This window comes from Mucilaginibacter sp. L3T2-6 (genome assembly GCF_030519355.1).
GTDB lineage: Bacteria > Bacteroidota > Bacteroidia > Sphingobacteriales > Sphingobacteriaceae > Mucilaginibacter.
The window spans coordinates 120,390-134,154 of record NZ_JAUMKC010000010.1; the positions used below are offsets into that span (position 1 = coordinate 120,390).

Annotated in this window: 12 protein-coding genes; 7 read left to right on the forward strand and 5 right to left on the reverse strand. The window is 43.9% G+C overall.

The genetic code is table 11. From position 1 onward, the window contains the following. The gene (locus Q3W13_RS13035) at window positions 1-2,361 is read right to left on the reverse strand and encodes an endonuclease MutS2 (RefSeq protein WP_302864491.1); all 2,361 of its coding nucleotides are present in this window, start codon (window positions 2,359-2,361) and stop codon (window positions 1-3) included. Further along, window positions 2,361-2,759, reverse strand: coding sequence for a DUF4296 domain-containing protein (locus Q3W13_RS13040; protein WP_302864492.1), 399 nt, complete (start codon window positions 2,757-2,759; stop codon window positions 2,361-2,363). The genes Q3W13_RS13035 and Q3W13_RS13040 overlap by 1 nt, the downstream gene beginning before the upstream one ends. A 42-nt stretch (window positions 2,760-2,801) precedes the next feature. Here Q3W13_RS13040 and Q3W13_RS13045 point away from each other — a divergent pair, with 42 nt between their 5' ends. The 6 genes from Q3W13_RS13045 to Q3W13_RS13070 all read left to right on the forward strand — a co-directional run bounded on the left by Q3W13_RS13045 (window position 2,802) and on the right by Q3W13_RS13070 (window position 9,766). Further along, a complete protein-coding gene (locus Q3W13_RS13045; protein ID WP_302864493.1) occupies window positions 2,802-3,491 on the forward strand; it encodes a YggS family pyridoxal phosphate-dependent enzyme in 690 nt (229 codons plus the stop codon). A 63-nt stretch (window positions 3,492-3,554) separates the two neighbouring features. Continuing rightward, window positions 3,555-4,025: a GNAT family N-acetyltransferase gene (locus Q3W13_RS13050; protein WP_302864494.1), complete on the forward strand. Its 471-nt coding sequence runs from the start codon at window positions 3,555-3,557 to the stop codon at window positions 4,023-4,025. Window positions 4,026-4,088: 63 nt separating this feature from the next. Next, on the forward strand, window positions 4,089-5,345 hold the full coding sequence (locus Q3W13_RS13055) for an aspartate kinase (RefSeq protein WP_302864496.1): 1,257 nt from the start codon (window positions 4,089-4,091) through the stop codon (window positions 5,343-5,345). Between the two features lie 105 nt (window positions 5,346-5,450). Further along, window positions 5,451-8,177, forward strand: coding sequence for a carboxypeptidase-like regulatory domain-containing protein (locus Q3W13_RS13060; protein WP_302864497.1), 2,727 nt, complete (start codon window positions 5,451-5,453; stop codon window positions 8,175-8,177). Window positions 8,178-8,256: 79 nt separating this feature from the next. Next, window positions 8,257-8,682: a VOC family protein gene (locus Q3W13_RS13065; RefSeq protein ID WP_302864498.1), complete on the forward strand. Its 426-nt coding sequence runs from the start codon at window positions 8,257-8,259 to the stop codon at window positions 8,680-8,682. A 205-nt stretch (window positions 8,683-8,887) separates the two neighbouring features. Continuing rightward, entirely contained in the window at window positions 8,888-9,766 is an 879-nt protein-coding gene (locus tag Q3W13_RS13070; protein WP_302864499.1) for a diiron oxygenase, read from the forward strand. A 43-nt stretch (window positions 9,767-9,809) separates the two neighbouring features. Here Q3W13_RS13070 and eutC read toward each other — a convergent pair whose 3' ends face one another. The 3 genes from eutC to eat are packed head-to-tail and all read right to left on the reverse strand — an operon-like array spanning window position 9,810 to window position 13,269. Continuing rightward, a complete protein-coding gene (eutC, locus tag Q3W13_RS13075) occupies window positions 9,810-10,559 on the reverse strand; it encodes an ethanolamine ammonia-lyase subunit EutC (RefSeq protein WP_302864501.1) in 750 nt (249 codons plus the stop codon). Continuing rightward, window positions 10,556-11,929: an ethanolamine ammonia-lyase subunit EutB gene (locus Q3W13_RS13080; RefSeq protein ID WP_302864503.1), complete on the reverse strand. Its 1,374-nt coding sequence runs from the start codon at window positions 11,927-11,929 to the stop codon at window positions 10,556-10,558. Before Q3W13_RS13080 ends, eutC begins: the two co-directional genes overlap by 4 nt. Window positions 11,930-11,934: 5 nt before the next feature. Beyond that, the gene (gene eat, locus Q3W13_RS13085) at window positions 11,935-13,269 is read right to left on the reverse strand and encodes an ethanolamine permease (RefSeq protein ID WP_302864504.1); all 1,335 of its coding nucleotides are present in this window, start codon (window positions 13,267-13,269) and stop codon (window positions 11,935-11,937) included. Window positions 13,270-13,469: 200 nt separating this feature from the next. On the opposite strand from eat, the gene Q3W13_RS13090 reads away from it, so the two are divergent. Then, window positions 13,470-13,748 (forward strand): hypothetical protein, encoded by a 279-nt coding sequence (locus Q3W13_RS13090; RefSeq protein ID WP_302864505.1) that lies wholly within the window; start codon window positions 13,470-13,472, stop codon window positions 13,746-13,748. Window positions 13,749-13,765 lie beyond the last annotated feature (17 nt).

Below are 13,765 nucleotides of genomic sequence, written 5' to 3' on the forward strand. Positions count from 1 at the left end.
CTATCTCAAATATACATAAGTAATCCCATCGCCTCCACGGTCGGCGTGCTCATCTTCCATCCTATCCACTTGTTCATACTTTTTCAGGTATTGGCGTATCATCTTGCGCAATATGCCGTCGCCTTTGCCGTGTATTATCTTAAGGTTGCCGTAGCCCATCATGATGGCGCGGTCGAGCAAACGTTCGATATTGTTTAGTGCATCCTCCGTGCGTTGCCCCCTGACATCAATCTCCGGACTAAAATTAGCAACATCACCGGTATTTCCGACAGTTGCCCGCCTTACTTCTTTCGGTACCGCTGATTTGGACACTTTTTCAACACGCTTCCGCTTAGCAACAGTGCGCAAATCGCCGATAGCAATCACCACGTTGTCCTTAATAAGCTCGATTATTTGACCGGTGGTGTCACTGTCAGTAAGTTTTACCCAGTCACCGGGCTTAAGCTCCTCTTCGGCGACAGGATGTTTAACTGCCACCAGTTTTACAGTGTTTTTCTGCAACTCAGCATTGAGTTTTTCCCGCAAATTTTTCGTCGTTTCCTTATCGGCCTGACTGCTCTTGATTTCTGAAATGGTGTTTTCAACCAGTTTATTAGCATTCATGATGATGTTCTTCGCTTCATCTTTCGCCTGCCTGATCAAATTCTTTTTATTTTCTTCAAGGTAGCTTTTCAGCTTTTCATTTTCGGCTAAAAGGCTATTTACCTGGCGCTGTTGCTTTTCAAGTTTTACTTTGTTATCGTACAGTTCTTTCTTCTCACGTTCAAGATCCACCAATAAAGTATCAACCTTCTTTTGCCCTGCGCTGACTTTGTTTTTTGCCAGGTTCAGCACATTCTGCGGTAAACCGATCTTCTGTGCTATTTCAAACGCGTATGAGCTGCCGGGTTTGCCTACCTCAAGGATATAGAGCGGTTTCATCTCCACATTATTGAATAGCATCGATGCATTTTCAATTCCTTCCGTATGGCTGGCAAAAATCTTAAGGTTCGAGTAGTGGGTGGTGACCATTCCCCGAACCTTTTTATGGTTTAGCGATTCCAACACAGCCTCAGCTATCGGTCCGCCAAACTGCGGGTCGGTTCCTGTACCGAATTCATCAATCAGGATAAGCGTTTTGCCATTCGCCTGCTCTACAAAATTCTTCATTTTAGACAAATGGGCGCTGTATGTACTTAGATCGCTTTCGATAGATTGGTCGTCGCCGATGTCCACAAAAAGCTGCTTAAATACCCCTGACACACTGCCTTCTCCCGCGGAAATCAGCAAGCCTGCCTGCACCATCATCTGCAGCAGGCCCACGGTTTTCATACAAACTGATTTACCGCCGGCATTCGGTCCCGAAACTACAACTATCCTGATCCCCTCGTCAATCTGCACATTCAACGGCACAACAATTTTGCTTTCCTTTTTAAAATTGAGCATCAATAAGGGGTGCCTGGCGTTTACCAGCCTTAGCTTGGCTTCGTTAACCACTTCAGGCATCGTACCATCTATGTCTATTGCAAAAAGTGCCTTTGCCCGCACAAAGTCGAGTTTGGTAAGCAGGCCGTGATAGGACAGCAGCAGCGGTACATACGGACGCAATTCGTTTGTCAGAGCAGTTAAAATTTTTACAATTTCACGGCGGCGCTCAAATTCCAGGTCGCGGATTTTATTATTCAGGCTGAAGACTTCTTCCGGCTCTATATAAACCGTTTGGCCTGATGAAGATTCGTCATGAATAAAGCCCTTAAGCTTTCGTTTATTTTCAGCTAATAACGGAATACATAAACGACCATCCCGGACAGTTAATGAACCGTCGGCTGTCCACCCATTAGCAGTTGCGCTTTTAAATACCTGATCTATTTTTCTGCGGGCTTCCTGCTCGGCTTTTGCGATGCCGGCAGTAATTTCCTGTAATTCACGCGAGGCATTTGGGCGTATTTTGCCTTTCTGATCAATAACGGCATCGATCTTCCTGATGATTGCCTTCTCAATCGGCAGGTGCTCAAAAAGCGCTTCCAGGTTAGGATACTGCCCTTCGCGCTCATTAAAATAGCCGATCACCGCAAAAACGGTTTGCAGGGACGACTGTACCTGGTAAAATTCCTCCTCGCTCAAAAAAGCGCCTTCAATTTTTGCCTTATTCGCCAGGGATTTAATATCAAAAAAATGATGAATGGGCAACGGAGCATCATTCACCAGGATATTTTTAAACTCATTGGCCTGGTTAAGAAACTTCCTGATCTGGTCAAAGTTGTTCATAACCTGTATTCTGTCCACCATCTGGCGGCCCATATCGCTAAGGCAATGCGTTTTTATAAGTTCTTTTACCTCGGTAAACCCAAGCTTGTCTGTACTATTTTCCGGGTAAAGCATTATGAAATTTTAGGTTTTTTATCATTAAGTCTTCGGAGCGAATCGGTCTTTTGCTGCACTTTATTTAATGAGTCTGATTTCGCTTTCAGCCGTGTTACTATGGTATCGTACATCTTTTGCAGCTGTACCGGTTCCATTGCGTAGTATCGCAGGCTTTTCTTAAACGTGGCTGAGTCTGTATGATATCTTTTGAAAAGTGCATCGTATCTTGTGGTGCCATATTTATTCAGACTATCCTGGCTCTGCAAGGCACTGTACATACGCCCGTCAACCAGGTGAACTTCAGTGAGCAGGCTGATCATCTTTTTTTGTTCAATGATTCCTGAGGGTGTACTATCGCTTTTACAGGATATTAAAAAAAGCGATACCGAAAAAAACAAGGCAATATATTTGTACATTCTTTAATTTAGCGGCCGATAATGAGGCAAATTTACGGATAAATGAGCATAGCAGATAACATCAACAGTTTAAAAAAAGAAACCGGCGCATTAAAGGTAACCCTTATAGCCGTATCCAAAACTAAGCCTGTTGAAGAAATCCTGGAGGCATATAACACAGGACAACGCATATTCGGCGAAAATATGGTGCAGGAACTGGTGGAAAAATACGAACAGTTACCTAAAGATATTCAATGGCATCTGATCGGCCACTTACAAAGCAACAAAGTAAAATACATTGCGCCGTTTATCACGATGATACAATCGGTCGATAGTTTGAAGTTGCTGCAGGAAATTGAAAAGCATGCCGAAAAAAATAACCGCATAATCGATTGCCTTCTGCAGGTTTATATTGCAGACGAGGAAACCAAATACGGCCTCGGTTTTGATGAGGTGATAGAACTGCTCCGCTCGGATGAATTCGCTGCACTGAAACATATCAGGATTCGCGGATTGATGGGCATTGCCACCAATACCGACAACGAAAAGCAGATAAAGGAGGAATATTACGAGCTTAAAACGCTTTTTGATGGCATAAAACAAAGTTTTTTCCGGAAGGATGTGAGCTTTGATACGCTGTCTATGGGTATGTCGTCCGACTACAAAATTGCTATTGAGCAAGGCAGCAATATGGTGCGGCTTGGCAGTACTATTTTTGGCCAGAGGGTGATAAAGCACTGGAAAAACAATTGATAGAGATTTCACCGATTTCACCCCCATATTAGATAGATTACCGACCAAGTACTAATAAACTAGATGAACATACGTATTGCCCGAAAAGAAGATTGCCCGCGTTTGATGGAGCTTGTGCATGAGCTTGCTATATTCGAAAAATCCCCGGAAGAAGTTACCGTTACTTTGCAGGAGTTTGAAGATGCCGGATTTGGCGATAAGCCGGTTTGGAAAGCTTTTGTAGCAGAGGAAAACGATGTTATCCTTGGCTTTGCAGTGTACTATATCCGCTACTCTACCTGGAAAGGGCAACGTATGTATTTAGAGGATTTGATAGTGACGGAAGAGGCGCGGGGAAAAGGGATTGGCAAGTTACTTTTTGACAGGTTGATTCTTGAAGCCAGGGAATTAGGCTTTAATGGCATGGTTTGGCAGGTACTCGACTGGAACGAGCCTGCGATCGGCTTCTACCAAAAAAAATATGGCGCCGCGGTAGAGGCTGGCTGGCTGAATGCCTCGTTATCGAAAGAACAGCTTTTTGAAATTAATCCATGAAGACTAACCGGGATTATCCCGGTTTAAACTCATTGCCATAAGCGGCGGTAAAAATTATTGTAAATGCTTGTATTCAAATTCGGAGGTGCATCGGTAAAGGATGCCGATAATATAGTAAACCTCGCCAATGTAGTGAAACGGTTCGAAGGTAACCAGTTGGTGATCGTTGTGTCGGCAATGGGGAAAACTACCAACGCACTGGAAAGACTGACCAAAGCGTATGTGGACGGCGATGAGCAAATGCATGCCATTTTCGACGAGATAAAGAAGTATCACTACGACATCATAGAGCAACTATTTGATAAACAAGACAATATCTTCAACGAAGTGGCCAATACTTTTGTGGAAATTGACTGGGTAATTGAAGATGAGCCACATGACGATTACGATTTTATTTATGACCAGATCGTTTCGATCGGCGAACTGGTATCCACGCGTATCGTTAGTGCTTACCTGAATAAGGCCGGTGTAAAAAGCCAATGGGTTGATGTTCGTGGCTATGTACATACCGACAATAATTATCGTGAAGGCGGCGTGCAATGGGCGAAGACCAGGGAGAGCATCAGCACGGGCATCCCGCCATTACTCAATAAGGGCGTAGTGGTTACGCAGGGCTTTTTGGGCGGCACCTCAGAAAACTTTACCACTACACTTGGCCGTGAAGGTTCAGACTACACAGCTTCCATATTCGCCTCATGCCTTGGCGCTGAGTCCGTTACCACATGGAAAGATGTTCCCGGCGTATTGAATGCCGACCCTAAACTTTTTAATGACACCATTAAGTTTGACGAACTCTCCTACTCTGAGGCTATCGAAATGACCTATTACGGCGCAACGGTGATACACCCAAAAACTATCAAACCGCTGCAAAATGCTAATATACCATTGTTGGTTAAGCCTTTTGGCGATCCGGGCGCACCAGGTACCGTAATTAAAGAGAACGGCCGCAACATATTTACCAAACCCGTTATCATAGTAAAACAAAACCAGGTGCTGGTTTCGTTATCAGCCAAAGACTATTCATTTATTTCTGAGAATCATTTGAGCGATATTTTCGGGATGTTTGCGCAAAGCCATGCAAAGGTGAATATGATGCAAACATCAGCCCTTAGTTTCAGCGTCTGTATCGATTATTCAGAAAACAGGTTTAAAAAACTACTAACCGCGTTGAGGCAGGATTTTAACGTTAAATATAACGAAGGCTTAACGCTTATTACCGTGCGGCATTACTCCGCCGAATGGTTAAACGACCTAAAAGCCGGTAAAACTATACTTATGGAGCAGCTTAGCCGCAACACTATACAGATGCTGGTTAAGTAACATTCCTGTTTTATTTTGTAAAAATATGTTAAACACACTGCTAATTTTTAGCATTTAAGCGTTAATGGCCTATATTAGCCCTAACATCCGGATCAAACTAAACTGATGAGATTTATAAAGAATTTACTTTTACTTGTTTTAGCCATGCCTTTTTGTTATTCAACCGCGTCTGCACAGGATGGCTCGGTACTGAATAAAATAATGACAAGAACTGCCAAAATTTACCAGGATAATCCTATTGAGCGGGTGTACCTGCATTTTGATAAACCTTATTACGCATTGGGTGATACTATATGGTTTAAGGCCTATCTCACTATGGATATGCACCAGCCTTCGGGCATCAGCAAGATAATTTATGTAGATATTCTTACTGCTAAAGATTCGTTAGTGCAATCATTGAAGATCCCGGTAAAAAACAGCGTTTCGTGGGCGGACATCCCCATCTCCCAATACACGTTTAAAAAAGGTAATTATAGGATAGTAGCTTATACAAATTGGATGAACAATGCCGGTCCGCAATATTTTTTCAATAAAAATATCACCATCGGCGATGCAATCAACAATAATTTATCCACCCAAATTGCTTTAAAACGTATCGCCGGAACAAAGTATACAAAAATATCTGCAGGTATTTACTATAAGGACAATGAGGGTAAACCCTACGCAGGTAAACGTGTGAGTTGGACGATTGAAAAAGATTATGACGAGATAGCCAAGGGCAAAGGCGAAACAGATAAAGACGGCTTTATCAATATCGATTATGCCAATATAAAAAATATCGGGCTTGATTCCGCTCAACTGATCACTGTTATTGACCGTGGCGACAGGAAACAAGGCACCAGCAAATTTGCTTTAAAGCCGGTTTCCGAGCCTAATGATATACAATTTTTTCCAGAGGGCGGGCAACTGATAGCCGGCATACCATCAAAAATAGCGTTCAAGGCATTGAAACCAGACGGGCTTGGCATAGACGTTAAAGGCACTGTTACTGATAATACCGGTAAAGTGGTGGCACAGTTCGCCTCATCTCATCTGGGGATGGGCTTTTTTCAATTAACTCCGGAAGATGGTAAAACTTATACAGCCAGCTTAACCTTTGCCGATGGAACGACCGATAAGCCGGATATGCCGAAAGTATTATCGGATGCAACCACTATTAGTATTGATAATAGTGATGCTGACAACCTGAAAATACGTTTATTATCAGACGCTGCTTTTGTAAAGGAGAATGAGGGTAAGACGTTTTTTATCCTGGCCAAGTCTGCCGGGATTATATGTTTTGCGGCCCAGACCAAACTTCAAAACCAGGTTTATGCTGCAACGGTGCCCAAAAGCAAATTCCCGACCGGGATTGTACAAGTTACGCTTTTTGCCGATGACGGCGAGCCGCTTAGCGAAAGGATAGCCTTTATATTGCATCCGGATCAGCTTAATCTCACTGTCGCAAGCGACCATCCAACTTACGACACCAGGCAAAAAGTGAAGCTGAATGTCACCGCAAAGAATAACGGTAAGCCCGCTGAGGGCAATTTTTCATTAACAGTTGTTGATGATACAAAGGTACCTTTTGATGAAAATGCCGAAACAACCATTTTAAGCTATTTGCTGCTTACCGCGGATATTACCGGTTATATAGAAAAGCCAAATTATTATTTCAACCATACAGACGAAAAAAAACTTGCCGACCTGGATGTTCTGTTACAGACACAGGGCTACCGCCGCTTTTCGTATGATGGGATTATGTCAAACAAATACCCGGCAATAAGTTTCTTGCCTGAACAAGGGATAACTCTCACAGGTACGCTTCGTGCGCCTAACGGTATGCCTATCCCCGGGGGCAATGTACGCCTCCAGATAAAGGATAAAAACTATTCCGCGAACACAGTAACCGACGCTGATGGCCGCTTTAAATTTCCGGGTTTGGTATTCCAGGATTCCACACAGGTGTTTGTAAGCGCGCGAAATAACCCACATGGCGCAGACATGGTTTTAACAGTAGACGGCGATCCCTATCAAAAGTTAACTGTAAACCCAAGCGTGCCGGATGAAATTATGAATATCGATAGTGTACTTAGTCCATATCTTAAAAACAGCAAAATACAATTTGCCAATTCAAACGTGCTGAAAGAGGTTACGATTAAAGACACAAGGATAGTTCCAAAAGTGAGCCACAGGGATTACAGTACATTATCCAGCCTGAGCTCTGAGCCCGACCATTTAATTAACCCAAATCAATTGCAGGGTTGCTCCAATCTGCTGGATTGCCTGAAAGTAGCCGCGACTGGAATGATGTTCCGGGATGATAACTTCTATGTGACGCGTGACTATAATGCCGGTAATAGAACCCCTGTGCAGATATTTGTTAAAGGTATGCCTGTGGACCCCATTTACCTGGCGAATATGAGCGCGGATGGTGTAGAATCCGTTGAAATATTTTTGAAAGACGAACTTGGTCTGGTTAATAATACCTACCAAAGCAATGGCGCAATAGTAGTGAATATGAAAAAAGCGCCGGAAGGACAAAAAATAAGCCTGGCAGAATTAAAGGCATTGATACCGTCAAAAAGCGAAGTAACTTTTACACCAAAGGGCTATGCGGTAAAAAGGTCGTTCTATCTGCCGCGCTACAGCGGTCCGCGTGGTTTGCAGCCGGGCCGTATAGACACACGTACAACCATTTATTGGAATCCTAACGTGGTGACCGATGCCAATGGAAACGCGTCAATGGAATACTTTAATGCTGATGGCGTTGGCAGCTGCCGGGTAATAATTGAAGGCATTGATAAGGATGGTCATATCGGAAGGCAGCTATATAGATACAATGTGAAGTAGTTATTGGTTGCAGAGTTATAAGAGCTGTAAGGGCTATGAGCTTCAACTGCTGCAACTTTACAGCCATTAAAACAAAAAAATGAAATTAACCCCTTTTCACGTAGCGGTGCCTGTTTATGACCTTGAAGAGGCGCGGAAATTTTATCGCGAGGTGCTGGGCTGCAGCGAAGGCCGCAGTTCGGATCAATGGACAGACTTCAATCTTTATGGCCACCAGTTTGTTATCCATCTGAAACCGCGGCCAACAGAAATACCCGCCCATCATTTCAACCCGGTTGACGGGCACGATGTGCCTGTGCCACATTATGGCGTTGTGCTGCAGTGGGATGCGTGGCACGAGCTTGAGCAGCGGTTACGCAGCCATAATGTAAAATTTGTGATCGAGCCCTACATCCGCTTTAAAGGTGAAACCGGAGAACAGGCTACCCTTTTTTTTCTGGACCCATCGGGCAATGCCCTAGAATTTAAATCGTTTAAGGATATGGGGCAATTATTTGCTGTGTAGGCAACTTAGTGAGCTGGCAGCCGGTATAGTTTAAGGAAAGCTGACAAACTTTCGGAAACAGATGTTGTTGTTCAAAGCAAATATAAAATTTGGTCATTGCGAACTTGCCGATACTCCGCAGTTTATCTATGCGTCTTTATGAGTTCGCTTGGTCGTTCCTTCTCAATGACAAGATGTAAAAACGTTTGGGTCTGACACAAATATCATGGATGTAAAAGAAGTAGAGCGCCTGATAAAAATCAGCAGGGAACACCCGCTGATGCCGGAGACCTATATCCCCTGGGAATTAGAGCCTGGCACCGGCGACATTTTCCTGCCGGAAATGCTGACTTCGCTGTACGGGCTTGAAATTTACGATACCCTTACTCCTGCCCAAAAGCTCGAGCTTGGCCGACATGAACTGGTGCAGGTGATCGCTTCGTACGCCTGGGGCGAATGCTTGTTTTGTCTTTTCATGACGCGCCATATCCTTACATTGCCGCTGGATAATATTGAGCACCGCTTTTTGCTCCGCGAATTAATTGAAGAGTTCAGGCACCAGGAGATGTTCGGACAGGCTATTGCTAAACTTGGCGGCAGCCCGATTAAACAAACAGGCTTGCATAAATTTTTCAGCAATTTTAGCAATAAGTATCTGCCTGCCGATTATCTTTTTATGGGCAGCGTATCTATCGAACTGGTTACGGATGTTTATGGAACGTTTGCACGACGCTCTGCAGACATTTACCCTGTGCTTAAAAAGATGTTTGACTTGCATAATATTGAAGAAGGCAGGCATATCTTATTTACTAAAAATCTTTTGAAGGATTATGCTGCCAAAGCCGGTTACGTAAAACGCACGCTTTACAGTTATGTAATCATGTTTAATATACTTTTTGTGCGCACCATGTATGTAAAAAGAGAGATATATGAGCGCATAGGTTTGGAAGATCCCGATAACGCTTATAAACTCGCTTCGATCAATTTTAAGAAGAAATTCGCCGAAACCTGTTTGAATGATATCACTAAATTTGTAGCCAGTTGGGGTGGATTTAACCGCTTGACGCGCTGGGCATGGCGACGCGTGCTTGGAGCAAAAGTATAAACTAAACGTATTCAAGATGGTTGGTTAATGAACGCGGCTGTTATTAATGATCCAGTAAACCTTCGTTATCCTTTAAAGCTACTCCCGATAATTTCCGTTTAAAAGCCTCATTTACCAGGTAAAATATCTTTTCCGCTGCCTGTTTATAACTCATCCCATGTTTCCGGATATTTGACACACAATTTCGCGATTCATCAGTAAGGCCGGGCCTCGGCTTATAAGTTAAATATACTCCCATGCTGTCCGCCGCACTTAAGCCGGGGCGCTCTCCTATCAGCATTATCGAAAGTCCGGCATTCAACCCCTCACCTATATCGTCCCCGAGGGCAACCCGCCCCTCTTCTGCAAGACAAATGCAGCCAACCCGTAAGTCAGCAGCTCTAAATTTGGGAATGAGTATCTTCAATAGCCCTAAAGCATTTTCATTTACTGCTTCTGCAGACAGGCCGTCGGCGATAATAATTACAATATCCTCACCACAATAACCTTTCAATTGAGCTTTGCTGGTGTCATCCAGCCGCCGGCCATAATCCGGGCGTTGAAGATACTTTTGCCGGTTGGTTGCTTGGCTATGTACATGCAGCAATAGCAAATCAAATAATTTCAGTTTGTCTGTCAGCACATCAACGTTTAAACGCGAGTAAACCGCATCCCGTGCATGCGCGTGGGCAAGTTTAAACGCCAGGGATTGTTTTAGCGGAATGGCGTTGCCCGTACGCCCGATAAATATCCGGGCAGTTGTACAGCTACGTAATTGAGTTAACGGGTTTGTTCCTGTTATTTCGTTGCTCATATTACCCCGGTCAGCAGTTTATGGGACGGATTAATGCTAAGCATTTCACCGTTTTCGCTCATTATTCCCTGCCTCACCAGCCATTTCTCAAACTCCGGGGCAGGTTTTAAGTCTAAAGTCTTTCTTAAATAAAGCGCATCATGAAAGGATGTGGATTGATAGTTCAGCATAATGTCGTCAGAACCTGGTATGCCCATGGTAAAATTGCAACCGGCTACACCGAGTAAGGTCAGCAGGTTGTCCATATCGTCCTGGTCGGCTTCGGCATGATTAGTATAGCAGACGTCAACACCCATTGGCAAGCCAAGTAATTTACCGCAGAAATGATCTTCGAGCGCTGCGCGGATTATTTGTTTACCGTCATACAAATATTCAGGGCCTATAAAACCGACAACGGTATTTACCAGTAGCGGTTTGTACCTGCGCGCAACAGCGTAGGCTCTCGTTTCGCACGTTTGCTGGTCGGCGCCATGATGTGCATTTGCCGATAGCGAGCTTCCCTGCCCTGTTTCAAAATACATAACATTCCGGCCGGCAGTTCCGCGGTTAAGCGAAAGGGTAGCCTCGTAAGCTTCATCAATTAAAGCCAGGTTTATGCCAAAGCTGCTGTTGGTTTGTTCAGTTCCGCCTATGGATTGAAAACAGAGATCGACAGGCGCACCCTGGTTGATCAGATTTAAAGTAGTGGTAATATGGCTTAACACGCACGATTGAGTAGGGATATCAAACTGCTGCCGCAACTTGTCGATCAGGTTCAATAATTTCAACACAGCGGCAGGGCTATCTGTTGCAGGATTAATACCTATGCAGGCATCGCCACTGCCATAAAGCAAGCCATCGATGATGCTTGCCGCCACACCTTTAGGATCGTCAGTCGGATGGTTAGGCTGCAGGCGAGTTGAGAAATGCCCTTTTAGACCGATAGTATTTCTGAAGCTGGTGACTATTTCACATTTTTTTGCTACCGCGATGAGATCCTGGTTGCGCATTAACTTAGATACGGCGGCAGCCATTTCGGGGGTTATGCCTGCTGCAATAGATTTTAACATAGCGCTGTCCGCATCATCGCCTAAAAGCCAGTCGCGGAATTCGCCAATGGTGAAGCTACCGATGGGCCCAAAAGCAATTGCATCGTGGCTATCCATAATCAGCCTCGTAACCTCGTCGGTTTCATACGGTATAATAGCCTCGTTCAAAAAGGTTTTCAAGGGCACATCTGCAAGGGTAATCTGCGCTGCAACCCGCTCCTCGTAGCTTTCCGCACATACCCCCGCAAGGACATCCCCGCTACGGTATGGCGACGCTTTAGCCATCAGGCTTTTTAAATCCCGGAAGCTGTAAGTTGTATTGCGAATGGTATACCTGTACACTTATGTCATGTTATCGGTGAAACCATAAACTCTTCAACCAGTTTAATTTTATGTTTACCCATTAGTGTAAATACTATTATCGCCATCATAAGGCCGCTAAAAAATATCAGGCTTAACCAAGGATAAAAATAGATCATTGTTATTAGGGTTATGGCTGATATCAGCAGGGCAATAAATGGAAAGGCAGGATAAAAAGGGGCTGTAAAGGGTCGTTCCAAAGCGGGCTCCTTTTTTCGCAATATAAAGAGGCTGAGCATACTCATCATATACATGCTGATAGCGCCCATTACCGACATGATCACTATTTTATCGGTCGTACCGGTGTAAAGGGCAACAGCACTGACTATACCTCCTGCAATAATTGCCCAATGGGGAGTTTTAAATTTGCGATTAACTGTTGACAGTGCCCTCGGAAGGTAACCACTCCTGGCCATAGCGAACACCTGTCGTGACGAGGCCAGTATGGTGCCATGAAAAGATGCTATCAGTCCAAATAAACCGATGCTGGCAAATATTTTGGTGAGGCTGCTGGCTTTTCCCAGCACGATACTGATAGCTTCAGGCAGCGGGTAATCAAGTTTACTTAGTTTTCGCCAGTCAGTAACACCGCCTGTAAAAATCATAACGCCAAAAGCGAGCAGTATCAGCGTGGTAAGGCCTGAAATATATCCCTTGGGAATATTGCGTTTAGGGTCTTTTACTTCTTCGGCCACCATAGCCACTCCCTCGATAGCCAGGTAAAACCATACCGCGTAAGGCAGCGATGCGAAAATCCCAGGAAAACTCAAAGGCATGGAATGGCTGAAGAAGTTATCCGCTTTAAAGTGCGGCGAGACTATTCCCATAAAAATCAGCAACTCTGCCACAGCTAAAAGAGTAATGATGAGTGAAAACGTGGCAGATTCTTTAACACCCAGGATATTTATTACAATAAATACAACATTAAAAAATATGGCAGAATACAAGACCGGGACCCCCGGTTCCAGAAAATGCAGATAGGCTCCCAGGGCAAATGCGATTGCTGGCGTGGCAAACAAAAAATCTATCAGCGTAGCGTAACCTGCAAATAAGCCCCCGAAAGGCCCCATTGCACGATATGCGTACGCAAAAGCGCCACCCGCATGCGGAATGGCGGCAGTAAGTTCAGTATAACTAAAAATGAAAGTTACGTACATGATGGTAACTATTACAGATGCCAGCAGAAAACCGGTAGTGCCTGCCGATGCCCAGCCAAGATTCCAGCCAAAATACTCTCCTGAGATAACCAGACTTACTGCTATAGCCCAAAGATGTATAGGTTTAAGCACCTTTTTTAGCTGCGTGGCTGGGGTTACTGTCATTGTAAAAAGCTATTTTTATTTCCGCTTCAAGTTACCCAAAGACAACGTTATTTCAAAATGGCACGTATTATGTAATAGTTAAGTGAACAAAGCACTTGCTGCATAAAATTTAACATTAATTAAATGCAAAATTGTTAAAACAGCATTAACTTTACAGTGTTGAACTGTTATAAAAAGCTTGCTAATTTATCATTAAAACCATGCTTAATATTACTATTCAACCGGGTGATAATACAAATTTAACATTTGCGGCGTTTGAGCAATATGAGATACCAGCGCCAACGGGCGGCGCTGACGTTGAAGGTGACAATCATCTTCTGCTGAAGTTTGATGATGAAGAAGATGCTATTACTTACGCAGAACAGTTGGAAAACCTGTCAAATCAGTTAGATGATAAAGACACGCCACAATATCGGGCTATAAACGATATTATCATGTCAATTAGAAATGATGAATTTGTTCAGAGTTATTCGAGGTAAAAAGAACTAAATATTAA

What these genes read in the sequence shown, in the direction of transcription:
- Q3W13_RS13070 (WP_302864499.1), top strand. Translation starts at nt 8,888, where the DNA reads ATGGATGTAAAAGAAGTAGAGCGCCTGATAAAAATCAGCAGGGAACAC.
- Q3W13_RS13060 (WP_302864497.1), top strand. Translation starts at nt 5,451, where the DNA reads ATGAGATTTATAAAGAATTTACTTTTACTTGTTTTAGCCATGCCTTTT.
- Q3W13_RS13065 (WP_302864498.1), top strand. Translation starts at nt 8,257, where the DNA reads ATGAAATTAACCCCTTTTCACGTAGCGGTGCCTGTTTATGACCTTGAA.
- Q3W13_RS13040 (WP_302864492.1), bottom strand. Translation starts at nt 2,759, where the DNA reads ATGTACAAATATATTGCCTTGTTTTTTTCGGTATCGCTTTTTTTAATA.
- eat (WP_302864504.1), bottom strand. Translation starts at nt 13,269, where the DNA reads ATGACAGTAACCCCAGCCACGCAGCTAAAAAAGGTGCTTAAACCTATA.
- Q3W13_RS13035 (WP_302864491.1), bottom strand. Translation starts at nt 2,361, where the DNA reads ATGCTTTACCCGGAAAATAGTACAGACAAGCTTGGGTTTACCGAGGTA.
- Q3W13_RS13090 (WP_302864505.1), top strand. Translation starts at nt 13,470, where the DNA reads ATGCTTAATATTACTATTCAACCGGGTGATAATACAAATTTAACATTT.
- Q3W13_RS13055 (WP_302864496.1), top strand. Translation starts at nt 4,089, where the DNA reads ATGCTTGTATTCAAATTCGGAGGTGCATCGGTAAAGGATGCCGATAAT.
- Q3W13_RS13050 (WP_302864494.1), top strand. Translation starts at nt 3,555, where the DNA reads ATGAACATACGTATTGCCCGAAAAGAAGATTGCCCGCGTTTGATGGAG.
- Q3W13_RS13045 (WP_302864493.1), top strand. Translation starts at nt 2,802, where the DNA reads ATGAGCATAGCAGATAACATCAACAGTTTAAAAAAAGAAACCGGCGCA.
- eutC (WP_302864501.1), bottom strand. Translation starts at nt 10,559, where the DNA reads ATGAGCAACGAAATAACAGGAACAAACCCGTTAACTCAATTACGTAGC.